The following is a 15,884-nucleotide window of genomic DNA, read 5'->3' on the forward strand; positions in this document are numbered from 1 at the left end:
CGGTGGTGCGTTCTGCTGGCAGGATGGTCCCGACACCACGGGGGCGGGGCGGACATGAGCACGGAACAGCAGGACTGGCGCGACCACGGGACGGGCCCGACGACGGGACGGGGCAACGCGATCGCCATCGCGCTCGTGTTGCCGGTGCTGTTCGTCGTGAGTTGGGTGGTCCAGATCGGGGCGTACCTGGAGCGTGACTTCGGGTCGACGGACGACCGGCTCGGCCCAGGGGGCGTGCTGACCCGACTGGTGATCGGGGCGGTGCTGGCCGTGGGGATCCCGGCGGTGGTGGTCGTCGTGCAGGTCCGGGCTCGCCGGCGCGAACCGCGGCATTCGCTGGCCGCCGTGGTCGCGGCGATCGTCGTGCTGGTCATCGCCGTGCCGTGGAACGGTCTGGTCCTGACGTCACAGGTGCGGAGCATGGCCGCCGACGCCCGGCAGTGGGCGCAGCCGGCGACCGCCGCCGAGCGGCACTTCGCCGACGGCGACGCCGGGGCCACACTCGAACGGATCGGGGACCGCACCGTGCGGATCCTCGGCGGCGACCGGAAGTCCGCCTACCGCGATGGCAAGCGAGCCGGTGGTGCGTACAGCGAGGAGTGCAAGCTGTCGAACGCCCACCAGGGGGTGCGGTGGACGTACTGGTACGCCCCGGGGGAGTACACCGACGCCGACGGCAAGGAGCTCCTGCCCGAGGACCACACGATGATCGAGGGTGCGAACCGCGACGTGGACCGCGTCCGCGCGTACTGGGAGTCCGAGGGCATCGGTGCCCGCTCCGAGGCGGACCTGGTCCCCGACCAGATCTCACCCACAGCCGACTGGCTCGAGAGCACCTCGTCGTACACGCGGCCCGGACCGGACGTCGACTTCCGCACGATCTGCCTGGTGCGCTGAGGGCTCATGCCGTGGTGGGGCCTCCGGGCTGTGAGCGGGTTCGCTCTGTGTCGTCGTTTTCGCGGCGGTCGGTGTCGGGCTCAGTCGCGCGCGTCCCAGCGCTGGCTACAGGTTGGGTGCGGGCCTGGACCGCCTCGCGGTGACTGGTTCAGTGTGACGGCCGAGAGCCCGGTAGATGGTGGTGGGGCTGACGCGGAGGACGTCGCCGATCTGCGCGACGGTCATCGCTTGCTGCTCGTCGAGCCGGCGCGCGGTGCGCACCTGGTCCACGGAGAGCCGCGACGGACGGCCACCGGTCCGGCCGCGGGCTCGGGCGGCGGCACGGCCGGCGTTCGTGCGTTCCTTGCTGAGGTCCCGTTCGAACTCCGCCAGTGCGGCGAAGACGTGGAACACGAGCCGCCCGCCGGGCGAGGTGGTGTCGATGGTCTCCTGCAGCGAGCGGAGCCCGCTGCCGCGCTCAGCGAGGGCGTGCAGGTGGTCGATGAGGTGCCGGATGGAGCGACCTTGCCGATCGAGCCGCCAGACGACGAGGGTGTCGCCGGCGCGGAGCTGGTCGAGGAGCTTGTCGAGCTCGGGCGGGTGTCGGAGCGAGCCGGAGATGGTGTCGACGAACACGCGGCAGCAGCCGACGGCGTTGAGCACATCGATCTGCAGCGACGCGTCCTGGTCGGTGGTGGACACGCGCGCGTACCCGAGGAGGTGACCCGTGAGGAGAACGGAGCGAAACTCGACCGACCGGCGCGGTAGCGGCACGTGGATGCAGGAACTGGGTTTCGCTCCAAGACACGCCGGTCTGAGCCACGCTCCGACCTGCTCAAGCTCCGGTGCAGCGGAATCGGAGGTGTTTGTTACGTGGGTCGCGCTCGCGCGGCGAGCCGGAGTGCTTGCACGGAACGGAAGTGTTGTTCCGAGCGATGGCGGCCGTTGGCGGGAGACGGATGTGGTGCTGCGATGACCGGGAGGAGTCGGGGGTGCTCGTCCAGGGTGAGGTGTCGCATGACGCCGTCGAGGGCGACGGCCCCGTACGTGACGATCGCAGTGAGAGCGGGCAGCGCCGCGAGCAGTGTGGCAAGGGCATGCCGCCCCTCGTCGACGTCCGCGAGTCGCACGCGGTCGGGCAGTTCCCATGGGATGAGGTTCCAGCGGACGTACTCGCCGCGTGCGAGCCCTGACTCGATACGGGCTGCTCGGAACGCGGCCGCGGTCGGGCCCGGGTTGTCCTCGCTGCAGATGGCTGCGTGCGCTGCGGCGATGGTCTGGGGGCCGGGCGACTGCATCAGGACCAGGACGCGGCTGGATCTGCCGCCGGATCGTGGGTCGAAGCTCGGGACGAACCGTCGGCTGCCGTCGGGCGCGGTCCGCCACGTCTCCGCAAGACCGTTCAGCGATCGAACGTCAGCGAGTTCCTCGGGGGTACTCATGACGGCTGTGGCGGTGCCAGCAGGGTGCCACGGATGACGGATCCGTGAAAGGTGCGAAGGGCAACGGTGATCCATGCGGCGACGAGGCCGGCGTAGTAGATGACGGCGAGGACGGCAACGACGGTCAGGCCTGAGTGCAGGGCGAGCCCGTTGAGTCCGGTGACGCAGGTGCCGACGGGGAACGTGAACGACCACCAGGTCAGGCTGAACGGCAGGTGTTCGCGGGCGGTCCGGACGGTGACCGCGAGGGCGATGACGGTCCACAGCAGCGCGAAGCCGAGCATCGCGAACCCGTACACCAGCGCCACGACGAGGAGCGCGTGGGCGGTGGATGCGTCGACGACGGTGGGTGCGTTCGATGCGAGGAGGTTCACCGCCGTGATGGATTGTCCGACGGGTCCGAGGACGATCCACAGGGTCGGCACCATGCCGGCGGCCCCGACCTTGTGGTGCGCGAGCCGGTTCCAGATCAGCGTGATCACGACCAGCGACGTCACGAGACTGAGCCCGAAGAAGCCGTAGCAGGACCACAGCAGCGTCTCCCGCGCCTGTCCGGCGGGAGCGTACGGCAGCAGCAGGGCGCCGGTGGAGGCGGACACCATCGGCGGGACGATGGGCATCAGCCAGCCGCCGAACGCGGAGTCGGGCTTGTTCTCGTGGCGGATGAACGCCAGGTACGGCACCAGGACTGCCGTGAGCAGCCCTCCGATGGTGCCGATGGTCCACAGGACCCAGTCGATGGTGACGGCGGCGGGCAGGCCGACCCAGTCCTTGCCGAGCAGGAGTGTCCCGGCGCCGACGGTGAGGAACGCCATCGGTGGTGCGCCGTAGAAGTGGGAGATGACCGGGTTGAGGTGGTGCCTGGCTGCGGTGCTCCGGTAGCGGATCCAGTGCAGCACCGTCGCGATCGTGAGGGCGACGAGGAGCACCGCGGCGATCGCCCACACGACCGTCGCCGCGATGCGCAGACCGGGGAACTGCAGTGGGAGTGACGCAGCTGCGACAGCGACGATCCCAGTGCCCATGATTGATGCGAACCAGTTCGGTGTGAGATTCGACACGATCAGGCCTGGCCGCTCCAGGTCACGGAACAACGTCGTCTGCGGCCGTTGGGGCAGCTGGCTACCGTTCGCGGGTGCAGGGTCGGTGCGGAGCGTTGTCATGGGCCAAGCCTGCGCGAATCCTGCCTCTGGCGGTACCGGGAACCTCTTGGCGGGGCACAATCGTTGGTTGTGGCACTACGGCGACTCACGGACCGAACGTTCGACCTCGACACACTCGACGCGCTCGCATGCGTCGCCGAGACCGGCTCCTTCTCCGCTGCCGCTGGAGCGCTCGGCGTCACGCAACAGGCAGTGTCTGCTCGGATCCGGGTCGCCGAGCGCATGGTCGGCCACTTGTTGGTGCACCGCTCGACCACGGGGTCGGTGCTGACCGAGACCGGCCGGCTCGTCGTCGGGCTGGCCGGACCGGTCCTCGACGGGTCTCGCCACCTCGAGGCAGGAGTGGCTGCGCTGCGGGCTCCCACGGGTTCGCTCGTCGTCGCAGCGTCACAGACGATCGCGGAGCTGCTGCTGCCGGGCTGGCTGCTCGAATTCCGACGCCGTGAACCCGACGTGCGGGTGCGTTTGATCGCGGGCAACTCCGCCGCGGTGACGGACCTCGTGCAGTCGGGTGGCGCGAACCTCGGGTTCACGGAAACCCCGGTGACGGCAGCAGGTGTGTCCGCGCAGGTGATCGCGGACGATGAGCTCGCGGTCGTCGTTGCGCCGGGCCATCCCTGGGCTCGGTCGACCGGGATCAGTGCGGAGGTCCTGGCGGCGACGGCTCTGCTCCTGCGGGAAGAAGGTTCCGGGACTCGCGCGACCCTCGCCGCATGGCTCAGGGAGGCCGGTTTGAACATGTCGGTTCCGGCCGCGGTGCTGGAGACCACGAGCATCATCCGGGCGAACGCGCAGGCTGGGATTGCACCGGCGGTGATGAGCCTTCGCACGGTCGCCGCCGACATCAACGACGGGTCGCTGGTGCGGGTCCCGCTCTCTGGAGCGCCACTTGCCCGGCCGTTGCGGGCGATCTGGTCGGGAGAGCCCCAGCCAGCTGTTTCTGCTTTCCTGCGCGTCGCCCACGAGGTGACCGGTCGGGGTCAGCGCAGCCCGTAGGGCAGCTCCGGATTGTTCTCCGCGATCTCGGTGAGCCGGTTGTACTTCGCGACGCGTTCTCCGCGGGCGGGGGCGCCTGACTTGATCTGCCCGGTTCCGGTGCCGACGACGAGGTCCGCGATGAACGTGTCGGTGGTCTCTCCGGACCGGTGCGACACCATGCTCCGCATCCCGAGCGAGCGTGCGACGCCGATCGCGTCGAGGGTCTGGGAGACGGTGCCGATCTGGTTCGGCTTGATGAGCGCTGCGTTCGAGAGCCCGTCCTTCCCGCCGTCGCGGATGCGCTGTGGATCGGTGACGTAGAGATCGTCGCCGACGATCTGGAGCATGCCGCCGAGCGCGGACGACATCGCCTTCCAGCCGCCGTGGTCATCTTCGGAGAAGCCGTCTTCGATGCTCCGGATCGGATACCGGCTGGTGAGGTCGCGGTAGTAGTCGACCATGCCTGCGCGGTCGAGACGGCGATCCACGACCCGGTAGCTACCGTCGCCGAGCGCGAACTCGTTCGCCGCCGGGTCGAGTGCGATCGCGACGGTGTCGACGCCGGGCTCGTAGCCAGCGGCACTGATCGCGGCGACGAGGAGGTCGAGGGCCTCCTCGGGCGCGGCGATCGATGGGGCGAAGCCGCCTTCGTCCCCGAGACCGAGACTGCCGAACCGTTCCCGGACCAGTGCCGCCAGTGCGTGGTACACGTCCGACCCGATCCGAACCGCGTCGGTCATGGTGTCGGCGTTCACCGGGGCGATCATGAACTCCTGGAAGTCGAGCGCGTTCGCTGCGTGCGCTCCGCCGTTGAGCACGTTGAAGTGCGGGACGGGCAGGCGGGGCGTGCTGCCGGTGACGTCTGCGATCCAACGCCAGAGCGGCAGCTCCGCTGCGGCGGCGAGAGCGCGTGCCAGGGCGATCGAGGTCGCGACGACACTGTTCGCACCGAGCCGGCGGTAGTTCGGGGTGCCGTCGAGGGCAGCGAGGGCGGCGTCGACCTGCCCGATCGAGGTCCACGACTGACCGGTGATCATCGGTGCGACGTCCGTCGCGATGAGGTGCAGCGCCTGGCTCACGTCGCGGCCGCCGTAGCTGCTGCCGCCGTCGCGAAGCTCGACAGCCTCATGCGCGCCGGTCGATGCGCCTGCGGGGGCGTCACCGGTGACGACGGTGCCGTCCTCGAGCTCGAGACGCACCTGGATCGTCGGGCAGCCGCGGGAGTCGAGGATCCGGGAGCCGTGCAGGCTTCTGATGGTGACGGGGCGGCTGGTGTGGGTCACGTACTCGCCCTGATGGTGGGTGGTGTGGTGGACGTTGCTGATGTAGTCGTTCATGGCGGTTGTCGCCTTTCGGGTTGGTCGTGCTGGTGTGGGCCGCGGGGAGGCGGAGGGACGACCTCCTGGCGATCACTGGGCGCCAGTTGCCTCCCCACGGCGGTTCAGGGCGCGCACTGGATGGTGCGCGGGTGCCGGTCAGGGGTGCGGGGTGAACCGTTCCTGTGCGGAGCGGATGATGGCTTCGGCGTCGACACGGTTCGCCCACCCGCTGGTGGTGACGTGCTTGCCGTGCTCGATCTCCTTGTAGTGGGCGAAGAAGTGCTCGATCTCCGCCAAGACCGGCTCGGCGACGTCGGAGATGTCCTGGACGTGGTCGAAGCGGACGTCTCCGGCGGGGACGGTGAGGATCTTGTCATCGCCGCCGTTCTCGTCGACCATGCGGAGCATCCCGACCGGGCGGACGTCGACGACGACGCCGGGGAACGTGGGCCGGGGCAGCAGCACGAGTGCGTCGAGGGGGTCGCCGTCATCGCCGAGCGTGTCGTCGATCGAGCCGTAGTCCTGCGGGAACACCATGCTGGTGAACACCGCCCGGTCCAGGCGGATCCGTCCGGTGGCGTGGTCGACCTCGTACTTGTTGCCGCTGCCGCGGGGGATCTCGATCGTGATGTCGAAGTGCATGAGCTGTTCTTCTCCCAGTCGGATGGTCAAGTGAGGGTGCCGAGGGTGACGCCCCCGGCGGCTGCGGCGACGGAGACGACGAGCATCCCGAGCCCGTTCACGGCAGCCGCGGTGGTGCGGCCGGTGCGTGCGAGGCGGACGGTCTCGAAGCTGGCGGTGCTGAACGTGGTGTAGCCACCCATGAGCCCGGTTCCGAGCAGCGCGACGGGGGTAGCGCCGAGGTGACCGGCGGCGCCGGTGATCAAGCCCAGCAGGAACGAGCCGGTGATGTTGATCGTCAGCGTCCCGACCGGGAGCCGGAACTGCCGACCCCGGTTGATCGCACCATCCACGAAGAACCGTGCGGCCGCGCCGACGCCGCCAGCGACAGCGACGCTGAGGAATGCCAGGGCGCTCATGATGTGGCTCCGTTCGGTCGGACCAAGCCCGCGATCGCGAGGCCGCTCCCGGTGGCGATCGCGCCGGCCAGGACCGTCAGGAGCCCGTACCCGGTGCCGGACAACCCGCGGCCGGCGAGGAACAACACCGCGGTGCTGGTCGCGAGGGTGCTGTAGGTGGTGAACCCGCCGAGGACACCGGTTCCCAGAAGCAGGCGCAGTGCCCGGCGGCGCCCTTCGTCAGGTCCGCGATGCGCGAGGTGTTCCAGCAGCACACCGAGTAGGAGCGCGCCGGCGATGTTGATCCAGAAGATCGCCCAGGACACCCCGTGCTGAGCGGGGAACGCGGTGCTGAGTCCGTCACGTGCGGCGGTACCGATGGCGCCGCCGAGTGCGACGACACCGAGGTACCGCCACCGCAGATGCACTGGCCTGGCGATACGTTCCGGGTCATCGGCGTCGATGTCCGGGTCGGGCGGGAGCTGCCCATCGGGCAGGTCCGTGTCCGTTCTGGAGGTCATGTTCCACCTTCCGCAGCGACCGCTGCCGCTGCTGCTCGTGCTGCCGGATGCAGGTACTCCCCACCCCGCGGACAGAACCCACCGTCGCCGTCGAACCGGTAGACCAGGGGTTCGCCCGTGGGGAGGTTCAGGTCCGCGAGCTCACCGTCGGTCAGGCCGTCCATGCAGGCACACAGTGCCCGCAATGAGTTGCCGTGCGCGACGACGAGCACTGTCTGCCCGTCGCGGAGTGCCGGGGTGATTCGGTCCGACAGGACGGGTCGGACCCGGAGGATGACGTCGGACAGTGTCTCGGTTCGACGAACTGCCGCCCACGGCAGTCCACGAAGCGCCGGCGTCCGCCGGAGCGCCAACCACGCGCGGATCGACATGCGTGGCGGCCGACCCGTGCGGGTCCGGCGAACAGCGAAGAACTGCTCCGCCCCCAACGCCGCTTGCGTACTCTGCTTGGACATGCCGGTGAGTGCGCCGTAGTTCCGCTCGTTCAACCGCCACGACGACTCGATCGGCGCATCACGTCCGACGACGTCGGTGACGAGCTCCGCCGTGTGGAGCGCCCGCTCGAGCGTCGACGTGAGCACGAGGTCCGGTCGGATGCCCGCATGCAGGAGCAGCAACCCAGCCCGATTCGCTTCGGCGGTGCCCTGTTCGGTCAGCGCGACGTCTCGCAAGCCGGTGAAGGTGCCGGCATCGTTCGCAGTGCTCTGTCCGTGGCGGAGCAGAACAAGCTGGCCGGTCACGGGGTGTCCCACGGCAGCGGGGCATCGAACCCGACCGGATCAACGGGCACCACGAGCACTGAACGGTGCTGTCGATGGGTCAGTCGTGCCGCGACCGACCCCGTGAAGAACTCCGCGATTCGACCCGCTCCCGTCCTGGCCCCGACGACCAGCATCGCCGCGTCGCGGTCTTCGGCCACCTGCGACAATGCCCGGCTCGGATCCCCGACACCGGCAACGAACGTGACGTCGACGCCGTAGGTCGTTGCGGCAGCACGTACTGCCGCCTCGTCACTGTCAGACAAGCCCTGCGGTGTCGTGTCAGCGGTGTCAGGGTCGATCGGTTCCGCCATCACCGACCCGTCCGAGCGCGTACCGGCATCGATGAGCGACGCATCCACGCTGACGCACACCAGCGTCGTACCGAAGCGCCGCGCGATGGACGACGCAACCTCGATCACCGCCGGCGCGAGGCCGGGTAGGACACCGACGACGACCGGTCCGGTACCTATTGGTGCTGTCATGACACTCCCTACCTCAGGCGCGCAGAAACGCGACCAGCTGAGATAGGGACTGTTGTCGACAACTGTCGAGGTTGGGTCCGGCAAGCCCCACTACCGGGTCCGAAGACACCACCAGTATGCACCCGAACCCCTCGTCACGCGAGCCGTCTCGCGCACCCGTGACGTCCCGACACCGAAGGAAGCGATTCCGACGACACGGAGCGAAGCTGCCCACAGACGGATTCCGGGGGGGGGGGGCTGGCGCAGATCTCGGAGTGTCCGGTGGACGATCGGTCATCGAACACCGGAGTGGACCAGCAGAATCGAGTCATGACGACCCCTCCTGCTGATCTCTCTTGGATCGGTTTCACCAACCAGCAGCGCGACCTTCTCGAGACGCTGCACTTCATCGGCAACAACGGGTGGGATCGCAACGGCCAGAGCGACGAGATGATGCCGCGGCTGTTGGAACAAGCGGCCGCCGCAGACCTGTCGCTCGCGCGCATCAAGGAGGCCATGGCCGCGGTCGGGCACTCTCGGAATGAGCTGCACCAGCTCGATCGATGGGAGTCCAAGCGAACCACCGGCAAGTTCGGTCGCTGATCGTCCCGCAGACCGATCGGTGGCCGGGCAGCGGCTCGACGGCAGCGGGATCTAGAGTGCGAACTGTGCTCGTTCCGTACGATCCGTCCTGGCCACACCAATTCGAGGCTGCCGCTGAGGAGATCCAGAAGCTGGGGAACAGTGTTTGGCTCGTCGAGCACATCGGCTCGACCTCTGTTCCTGGTCTGGCCGCGAAGCCAATCATCGATCTTGCAGTCCGGGTCTGCGACGGCGCGGACTTCGAGGCCCACCGCCAGCGCTTGGAAGCTGGCGGATGGGAACTTGGAAGCAGCGTGCGTTCCCATCCCGTGATGGTCTTCGAGCGCGACGGGCGAAGACTTCGTATCGCGCACTTCTTCACGGCAGACGAATGGGAGCACAACAACCAGCGCATCTTGCGGGATTGGCTCCTCAACCACCCCGAGGACATGAGGCGTTACGAGGCGGCGAAAGTTGCTGCCGCAGAGGGAGCTCAGCAGCGCGGAGCTTCGTATAACGCAGCCAAGACGGCAGTCATCCAGTCCATCGTTGATCGTGCCCGAGCTGACCGAGGTCTTCCTTCCGTACCGGTCTACGACAAATAGTGGTGTGTCTGGCGGGCGGCAGAACGTGCCCGTAAGGCGGTGGTTCACCGCTCCATGACAGTTGCCGCCTTCGACAGCCTCTGTTGTGTACTGCCGCCTGACCGGGGGTGTTGCCGCATGCCTGTCCCGCAAAAATGCCCGGTGAAGGGGCGCCAAACGCACCACAGCGGCGACCTCGCTGGCAGCGACGGCGTCAGGGCTGGGAGCGGGGACCGGGCTCATCGCAAAGGCGTCGTAGTGGTTGCTGACGGGCTCCACGTTCTGCCCTCGCGCCGTGTGAGGGTCGAATCGGGGACTCTCGGACCCAACCTGTTGGCCCGGTGCAACGAGCGGGCCGAGCGGAAGGGGAGTGCATCCTTCCGAAGGACGGGCGAGACGCCGTCCTCACACGTGCCTGGTGCGCCGAGCATCGGGCTGATCGGCGCTCGTCACCGCGGTGCGCGCTCACCCACCGACCAGGCGCTCGACGGCGTCCAGCACGACGGCCGGGGTCTCGCCGGCAGCGATCTCGGTCCGGATCCGTCCGGCGGCGACGCGGAACGCCGGGTCGGTCAGGAGCCGCGACGCGGTGGTGCGGATGTCCTCCGCGGTCGCCGTCGCGGCGTCGAGGACGAGTCCGGCGCCCAGGGCCTCGACGCAGCCGCCGTTCGGCAACTGGTCCGCACCGAGCGGCAGGACCAGCAGGGGCACCCCGTGCGCGAGCGCCCCGGTCACCGATCCGGATCCGCCGTGGTTCACGACCAGGTCCACGAGCCCGAGCACCGAGTCCTGCGGCACGTACTGCTCGACCCGGATCGTCCCCGGACCCGCCGGCACCGGGAAGGTCGTCGGGTCGACCCAGGGTCCGGTCGTCACGAGGATCCGCGCAGGCAGGGTGGCGAGCGCGTCGATCAGCCGAGCGAACAGGTCGCCGGACTTCGTGTTGAACTCGGTGCCGAGCGTGACGTAGACGCGGGGTCCGTCGCCGGCGGCCAACCACGCCGCGGCGTCCGACGGGGGTGACGACCAGGTGTCCGGTCGCATCCGGATCACCGGGCCACGCAGCTCGCGCCCGGATCGCATCGACGCCGGGAACGGGACGACGGTGAGCGCGCCGCCGAGCATGTGCTGCTCCGGGTCGGGCCCGAGTCCCGCGCGTCGACGGAGCGCCTCGAGCGGCTCTCGCACCGCTTCGCGCCAGGTCCCGCCGGCCGAGGCGAAGGCCAGGACCACCACGCACGGCACCCCGGCTCGTTCGGCGGCGGTCATCGCGCCGAAGTCGAACTCCCCGCAGACCACGAGGTCAGCGGTCCACCGTGTGACCAGTCGTCCGACGTCGACGACGGCACCGGCGGCCGCGTCCCCCAGGAACACCTGGGGGACGCGGGTGAGCACCGTGCTCGGGTCGATCGGGGTCAGGGTGCCGGTGCCCGGCCTGCTCGCCGGCAGCTCCACGTCCCGCGGTTGCCGGTGCGAGAAGCCGGTCTGTTCGAGGACTGCCTCGCGTGCGCCGCTCAGGGCCGTCCGGTGTCCGGCAGTGCTGGCCGCGCGGGCGAGCGGCAGCATCGGTGCGAGGTGTCCGCGTCCCCGTGGGAACGAGAACACGATGCGCAGGGGTTCCGGAGCACCGTTGCCGGGCCGGCCGTTCGCAGCAGACACCACAGGGCTCCGATCGTCGTGCGGGCTGCCTGCCCGCTTCGTCAGACAACCGTATGGCGAACGGCGGCCGTGCTCCATGAACCCTTGGTCAGCCTCGCGGGGCGCTCACGCGTCGACCGTGCTCACTTGCCGGCGGCCTCGTTGTAGGACGCGATCTGCTTGCCGGCCTGCTGTTCCGCGTCCTGCATCGTCGACTCGACGTCGGCACCCTCGACGATGCGGTTGAAGGCTCCGATGACGGTGGCACGGACCGTCGGGAACGCGCCGGTGATGCAGCCGGCCGCTGCGACGCTCGTGGGGTCGTCGGTGAGCTGCTGGTACATGGTGGCGATGTTCGGGTCGGACAGGGAGCGCTTGCCGACGGTGGTCTTCGCGGAGTCGGTGTTCATCGCGACGTAGCCGGTCGCCTTCGCCCACTCGGCCTGCACGTCGGGACTCTGGAGCCACTTGGCGAACGTGTACGACGCCTTCTGCTCGGCGGTCGAGTGGCCCTTGCCGGAGATCCACAGGGCGTTGCCGCCGATGACCTGGCCGGCGTCGTCGGAGTCCGACGTGGTGGGGAACCGGGCGACGACCGACTTGGAGCCGTCCGGGTCGACGGTCGTGTACGCGCCGGACGAGGTCAGCAGCATCCCGACCTTGTCGCTCGAGAACGCCGAGTTCTGCACGGTCGAGTCGGTGCCGGGGTTCAGGGCGGCGCCGTCCTGGTACAGCTTCTGCAGCGTGCTCATGAACTGCACCTGGGTGTCCGAGGTGAGCGAGACGCCGGTGACGGGCTTGCCCTTCCGGCCGTTGTCCGGCGTGCAGAACGGCTGGCCGCCCGAGGCACTCAGTTCCTCGAGCATCCACGAGTCGCCCATGTTCATGCTCATGCCGTAGCCACCGGTCGCGGCGTGGATCTTCTCGGCCCAGGTCGCGACCTGGGCCAGCGTCTTCGGCGGCTTCGCAGCGTCGAGGCCGGCCTTCGCGACGAGTGCCTTGTTCAGGTAGAGCACGGGCATCGAGACCGAGAACGGCATCGCCGCGAGCGACTTGCCGTCGCTGTAGTAGGTCGAGACGGCCGGTGCCATCGTGTCGGTCCTCGACGTCGAGCCGCTCACCGTCGCGGGGGACACCGTCTGGCCGGAGTCGATCATGAAGCCGGTCGACACGTCGTTCATCATGAGCAGGTCGGGCGTGGAGCCGGACTGCACCGCCGCCGTGTACTTCGTCTGGACGGCCGCGTAGTCGCCCTGGAACGACGACTTGACGGTGATGTGCTGGTCGTTCTGCTTGTTGAAGCGTGCGACGAGGGCGTCGAGTTCGGTCGCCGCCGGACCGGACATGGCGTGCCAGAAGTCGACGGTGACGGGGCCGGAGCGCTCCGACGCCGAGCTCGACGTGGAGCATCCGGTCAGGGCGAGGACCGCGACGGCGCCGGTGGCGAGTGCGGTGAGGGCGGTGGAACGACGAGTGGGCATGGTGCGTCCTTCGGGTGCGGGGCGGGCGGGGATCGGGGAGGGGAACGTGTGCGTCGTCACTTGAGTGCGCCGGCGGTGAGGCCACCGGCGAGGAACCGCTGGGCGACGAGGACCAGGACGAGGACGGGGAGGGTCACCATGGCGGCGCCGGCCAGGACCACGCCGATGTCGGCGGCCTCGGCGTCGGACAGCTGGGCGATGCCGACCTGCACGGTGCGGTGCTCGGGCGAGTTGGTGACGAGGAGCGGCCAGAAGAACCCGTTCCACGCGGCCGTCGCGCTCACGAGCGTGACCGAGACGAGCGTCGGGCGGGTGAGCGGCAGCAGCATGGACCGGATGAACCGGAAGTGCCCGGCGCCGTCGAGGACCGCGGCTTCCCGCAGCTCGTCGGGGAAGCTCAGGAACGCCTGGCGGAACAGGAAGATCGTCAGCGCCGAGGCCACGAACGGCAGGAAGACGACCAGGAGCGTGTCGATGAGGTGCCAGGACGCCACGGTCAGGTAGTTCGCGATCAGGGTCGTCTCGCCGGGGATCATCAGGCTGGCGAGCAGGACGAGGAACAGGGCACGGGTGCCGCGGAGCCGGCAGAACACGAGCGCGTAGGCGGTCATGATGCCGATGACGACCTGCAGCACCGTCTGGGCGAGGGTGACGACGACGCTGTTCAGGAACTGCGCTCCGAGCGGGACGACCTGCGTGGCGCGGACGATGTTGTCGAGCGTCAGGTGGATCGGGACGAGACCGGCGAGGCCCTGGTCCAGGTACCGGGTCGGGGTGAGTGCGCCCTCGAACACGTAGTACAGGGGGAAGCAGACGACGACGACCGCGATGACGAGCCAGGCGTAGACGAAGGCGCTCCGGAGCCGGCGGACGGTGACGGGGCGCATCAGTAGTTCACCCGCTTCTCGAGCACGCCGAACTGCACGATCGACAGCCCCAGGACCAGCAGGAACAGCACGACCCCGAGCGCGGCGGCGAGGCCGAAGTTCGCGCTGCCCGAGCCGAACGCCTGCTGGTAGATGGCGTAGACGAGGGTCTTCGACGAGTCGGCTGGACCGCCACCGGTCAGGATCTGGATCTGTCCGAAGGTCGTCAACGCCTCGACGGTGCCGGTCACGACCACGAAGAAGAGCGTCGGGGTGACGAGTGGCAACGAGATCGACCACAGTGTCCGGACGGGGCCGGCCCCGTCGAGGTGCGCGGCCTCGATGACGTCCTGGTCGATGGCGCCGAACGCTCCGAGCAGGAGCAGCACGGTGAACCCGAGCGACCCCCAGATCGTGACGACGATGACGCTCGCCAGGGCCCACTGCGTGCTCGTCAGGAACGGGACGGGTGCCCCGCCGAACTGCGTGATCACCGTGTTCAACAGCCCGTTGCCGGGGGCGAGCATCGCCGCGAACGCGACGGACCCGGCCGACACGGAGACGACCATCGGCGCGGTCAGGAGTGCTCGGAACACCGGCAGACCGCGGAGCTTCACGGTGAGCGGCACGACGACGAGCAGCCCGAACACGATCCGCCCGGCGACCACGCCGACACAGAAGACGGCCGTGGTCAGCATCGTCCGTCCGAACGCGGGGTCGGTGAACGTGCGGACGTAGTTCTGCAGCCCGACCGAGCCGGCCGGCTGGCCGAAGATGTCGGTGCCCTGGGTGCTGAGGACCAGGACCCGGCCGAGCGGGTAGAAGACGAAGACCGCGAACGCGAGCAGCGCCGGTGCGAGGAGCACCAGACCGAGCCGTCGGTCGGAGCGCAACGACGACCGGGCCGACCGGGCCGCCCGTGCTGGACGCCGCGACTGCGGCGGCCGGGGCGATCCCGCGGTACGCGGGGGACCGGCGAGCAGGCCGGACGTGACGGGGACCGTCATGGGGCGGACACCTCCGAGTAGGGAACGTTCCCTATCCGGGAACGACTCCACTCTGCGGCGGGTGCCGGAGACGGGTCAAGGCGCGTCGATCACCCGCCGTCACCCGTTCACGCGGCGTTCAACCCCTCCGTCGGCGGAGAGCCGCCGTTCACCGTTCGCACCCACCCGTTCACCTGCGGTTCGGGCCGACGACCGGCGTGGTTCGCCGTCCAGGGGCCTCGACGTCGTACAACCGGGGACCATGCGAACCGTTCCTGCTCCCCAGACGCTCCGGGTGATCGCCGAGGATGCCGCGCGTGCCGTCGCGCCCGACCTCCTCGCCGTGTTCCGCGCCCCGATGACGATCAGCACGAAGCGCGATGCGCACGACGTGGTGACCCTGCACGACCGCGCGGCCGAAGAGGCGATCACCGCGGTGCTCACCGCGGCGGTGCCGGGTTCCGTCGTGCTCGGCGAAGAAGGCGGCACCACCGGCGGCCCCGGCAGCGCCGACACCACCGGGGACGCCGTGGTGCGGTGGATCGTCGACCCGATCGACGGCACGGCGAACTTCGCCCGCGGACTCGCGTACTGGTGCATCTCGATCGCGGCCGAGGTCGACGGCGTGGTCGTCGCGGGGGTGGTCTTCGACCCGGTCGCCGACCACGTGTTCGCGGCGGACGACGACGGAGCCTGGCTCGACGGTGCGCCGATGCACTCGTCGTCCGGCCCCGACGACGCCGCGACGGTGCTGACGAGCTTCCCGGTGCAGCAGGACCTCGACCTGCTCGGCGAGGCCGCGGCGTTCGACCTGCTGCGTGACCTGACGGTGCGGTACCGCCACCACCACAGCCTCGGCAGCGGCGCCCTCAACCTGGTGCACGTCGCTGCGGGGTGGTCGGACGCCACGATGGGCTTCGCCACGCACCCCTGGGACGTCGCCGCCGGGGCACTGGTGCTCGAGCGGGCCGGTGGGTGGTTCCGGGGCTTCCGCGGGGGCCAGCCCGTCGACCGTGCGCACCTGGCCGACGACTACGTCGCTGCCGGCGCCGGGGGATCGCACGCCGAGCTGGTCCGTCGGGTGCAGGACCTGTCGGCGATGACCTCCACGGACGCTGCAGCCGCCGCCGATCGAACCGCCGCCGACCCGACCGCTGGCTGAGCCGCACCGCCGACCGAGCGGCACCGCCCACTGAACCGCATCGCC

Annotated in this window: 18 protein-coding genes; 5 read left to right on the top strand and 13 right to left on the bottom strand. The window is 69.5% G+C overall.

Annotation, left to right across the window (positions count from 1 at the left end):
• Nucleotides 1-54: 54 nt before the first annotated feature.
• Nucleotides 55-897, top strand: a complete 843-nt coding sequence (locus tag ACL00U_RS07530; RefSeq protein ID WP_259575366.1) for a hypothetical protein — start codon at nt 55-57, stop codon at nt 895-897.
• A gap of 105 nt (nt 898-1,002) precedes the next feature.
• Here the strand turns inward: ACL00U_RS07530 and ACL00U_RS07535 are convergent, their stop codons facing one another.
• From ACL00U_RS07535 to ACL00U_RS07545, 3 genes are all read right to left on the bottom strand, one after another.
• Nucleotides 1,003-1,650, bottom strand: coding sequence for a recombinase family protein (locus ACL00U_RS07535; RefSeq protein ID WP_056068369.1), 648 nt, complete (start codon nt 1,648-1,650; stop codon nt 1,003-1,005).
• A 95-nt stretch (nt 1,651-1,745) separates the two neighbouring features.
• A complete protein-coding gene (locus tag ACL00U_RS07540; RefSeq protein ID WP_042538953.1) occupies nt 1,746-2,318 on the bottom strand; it encodes a uracil-DNA glycosylase in 573 nt (190 codons plus the stop codon).
• Nucleotides 2,315-3,343, bottom strand: coding sequence for a TDT family transporter (locus tag ACL00U_RS07545; RefSeq protein WP_017885698.1), 1,029 nt, complete (start codon nt 3,341-3,343; stop codon nt 2,315-2,317). The genes ACL00U_RS07540 and ACL00U_RS07545 overlap by 4 nt, the downstream gene beginning before the upstream one ends.
• A 207-nt stretch (nt 3,344-3,550) precedes the next feature.
• Here ACL00U_RS07545 and ACL00U_RS07550 point away from each other — a divergent pair, with 207 nt between their 5' ends.
• Entirely contained in the window at nt 3,551-4,477 is a 927-nt protein-coding gene (locus ACL00U_RS07550) for a LysR substrate-binding domain-containing protein (protein WP_017885697.1), read from the top strand.
• Here the strand turns inward: ACL00U_RS07550 and eno are convergent.
• From eno to ACL00U_RS07580, 6 genes are all read right to left on the bottom strand, one after another.
• Nucleotides 4,462-5,796: a phosphopyruvate hydratase gene (gene eno / locus ACL00U_RS07555; RefSeq protein WP_017885696.1), complete on the bottom strand. Its 1,335-nt coding sequence runs from the start codon at nt 5,794-5,796 to the stop codon at nt 4,462-4,464. The genes ACL00U_RS07550 and eno overlap by 16 nt on opposite strands.
• A 138-nt stretch (nt 5,797-5,934) precedes the next feature.
• Complete coding sequence (locus ACL00U_RS07560; RefSeq protein ID WP_017885695.1) at nt 5,935-6,420, bottom strand: inorganic diphosphatase; 486 nt, start codon at nt 6,418-6,420, stop codon at nt 5,935-5,937.
• 26 nt (nt 6,421-6,446) lie between these two features.
• Nucleotides 6,447-6,818, bottom strand: coding sequence for a fluoride efflux transporter FluC (locus ACL00U_RS07565; RefSeq protein ID WP_017885694.1), 372 nt, complete (start codon nt 6,816-6,818; stop codon nt 6,447-6,449).
• Nucleotides 6,815-7,318: a FluC/FEX family fluoride channel gene (locus ACL00U_RS07570; protein ID WP_175470743.1), complete on the bottom strand. Its 504-nt coding sequence runs from the start codon at nt 7,316-7,318 to the stop codon at nt 6,815-6,817. Before ACL00U_RS07570 ends, ACL00U_RS07565 begins: the two co-directional genes overlap by 4 nt.
• Nucleotides 7,315-8,070, bottom strand: a complete 756-nt coding sequence (locus tag ACL00U_RS07575) for a 2,3-bisphosphoglycerate-dependent phosphoglycerate mutase (RefSeq protein ID WP_017885692.1) — start codon at nt 8,068-8,070, stop codon at nt 7,315-7,317. Before ACL00U_RS07575 ends, ACL00U_RS07570 begins: the two co-directional genes overlap by 4 nt.
• Complete coding sequence (locus ACL00U_RS07580; RefSeq protein WP_031259090.1) at nt 8,055-8,561, bottom strand: universal stress protein; 507 nt, start codon at nt 8,559-8,561, stop codon at nt 8,055-8,057. Before ACL00U_RS07580 ends, ACL00U_RS07575 begins: the two co-directional genes overlap by 16 nt.
• Before the next feature lie 309 nt (nt 8,562-8,870).
• Here ACL00U_RS07580 and ACL00U_RS07585 point away from each other — a divergent pair, with 309 nt between their 5' ends.
• Together ACL00U_RS07585 and ACL00U_RS07590 are read left to right on the top strand one after the other, a co-directional pair.
• Nucleotides 8,871-9,143 carry a hypothetical protein gene (locus ACL00U_RS07585; protein WP_139179685.1) on the top strand — a complete coding sequence of 91 codons (273 nt, stop codon included), beginning with the start codon at nt 8,871-8,873 and terminating at the stop codon, nt 9,141-9,143.
• Between the two features lie 65 nt (nt 9,144-9,208).
• Nucleotides 9,209-9,727, top strand: a complete 519-nt coding sequence (locus ACL00U_RS07590; RefSeq protein WP_161598062.1) for a GrpB family protein — start codon at nt 9,209-9,211, stop codon at nt 9,725-9,727.
• A gap of 444 nt (nt 9,728-10,171) precedes the next feature.
• Here the strand turns inward: ACL00U_RS07590 and ACL00U_RS07595 are convergent, their stop codons facing one another.
• From ACL00U_RS07595 to ACL00U_RS07610, 4 genes are all read right to left on the bottom strand, one after another.
• Complete coding sequence (locus ACL00U_RS07595; RefSeq protein WP_051067346.1) at nt 10,172-11,365, bottom strand: glycosyltransferase; 1,194 nt, start codon at nt 11,363-11,365, stop codon at nt 10,172-10,174.
• A gap of 122 nt (nt 11,366-11,487) precedes the next feature.
• On the bottom strand, nt 11,488-12,825 hold the full coding sequence (locus ACL00U_RS07600; protein ID WP_017885688.1) for an ABC transporter substrate-binding protein: 1,338 nt from the start codon (nt 12,823-12,825) through the stop codon (nt 11,488-11,490).
• A 56-nt stretch (nt 12,826-12,881) separates the two neighbouring features.
• Nucleotides 12,882-13,712, bottom strand: coding sequence for a carbohydrate ABC transporter permease (locus ACL00U_RS07605; RefSeq protein ID WP_017885687.1), 831 nt, complete (start codon nt 13,710-13,712; stop codon nt 12,882-12,884).
• A complete protein-coding gene (locus ACL00U_RS07610) occupies nt 13,712-14,698 on the bottom strand; it encodes a carbohydrate ABC transporter permease (RefSeq protein WP_017885686.1) in 987 nt (328 codons plus the stop codon). Before ACL00U_RS07610 ends, ACL00U_RS07605 begins: the two co-directional genes overlap by 1 nt.
• Nucleotides 14,699-14,939: 241 nt before the next feature.
• On the opposite strand from ACL00U_RS07610, the gene ACL00U_RS07615 reads away from it, so the two are divergent.
• Nucleotides 14,940-15,839, top strand: a complete 900-nt coding sequence (locus ACL00U_RS07615) for an inositol monophosphatase family protein (protein WP_412874014.1) — start codon at nt 14,940-14,942, stop codon at nt 15,837-15,839.
• Nucleotides 15,840-15,884 lie beyond the last annotated feature (45 nt).

It is taken from the genome of Curtobacterium poinsettiae, assembly GCF_047226435.1.
GTDB lineage: Bacteria > Actinomycetota > Actinomycetes > Actinomycetales > Microbacteriaceae > Curtobacterium > Curtobacterium poinsettiae.

Coding starts and splice junctions, on each gene's coding strand:
- ACL00U_RS07530 (WP_259575366.1), top strand. CDS start 55: ATGAGCACGGAACAGCAGGACTGGCGCGACCACGGGACGGGCCCGACG.
- ACL00U_RS07540 (WP_042538953.1), bottom strand. CDS start 2,318: ATGAGTACCCCCGAGGAACTCGCTGACGTTCGATCGCTGAACGGTCTT.
- ACL00U_RS07545 (WP_017885698.1), bottom strand. CDS start 3,343: ATGGGCACTGGGATCGTCGCTGTCGCAGCTGCGTCACTCCCACTGCAG.
- eno (WP_017885696.1), bottom strand. CDS start 5,796: ATGAACGACTACATCAGCAACGTCCACCACACCACCCACCATCAGGGC.
- ACL00U_RS07560 (WP_017885695.1), bottom strand. CDS start 6,420: ATGCACTTCGACATCACGATCGAGATCCCCCGCGGCAGCGGCAACAAG.
- ACL00U_RS07565 (WP_017885694.1), bottom strand. CDS start 6,818: ATGAGCGCCCTGGCATTCCTCAGCGTCGCTGTCGCTGGCGGCGTCGGC.
- ACL00U_RS07570 (WP_175470743.1), bottom strand. CDS start 7,318: ATGACCTCCAGAACGGACACGGACCTGCCCGATGGGCAGCTCCCGCCC.
- ACL00U_RS07580 (WP_031259090.1), bottom strand. CDS start 8,561: ATGACAGCACCAATAGGTACCGGACCGGTCGTCGTCGGTGTCCTACCC.
- ACL00U_RS07585 (WP_139179685.1), top strand. CDS start 8,871: ATGACGACCCCTCCTGCTGATCTCTCTTGGATCGGTTTCACCAACCAG.
- ACL00U_RS07600 (WP_017885688.1), bottom strand. CDS start 12,825: ATGCCCACTCGTCGTTCCACCGCCCTCACCGCACTCGCCACCGGCGCC.
- ACL00U_RS07605 (WP_017885687.1), bottom strand. CDS start 13,712: ATGCGCCCCGTCACCGTCCGCCGGCTCCGGAGCGCCTTCGTCTACGCC.
- ACL00U_RS07610 (WP_017885686.1), bottom strand. CDS start 14,698: ATGACGGTCCCCGTCACGTCCGGCCTGCTCGCCGGTCCCCCGCGTACC.
- ACL00U_RS07615 (WP_412874014.1), top strand. CDS start 14,940: ATGCGAACCGTTCCTGCTCCCCAGACGCTCCGGGTGATCGCCGAGGAT.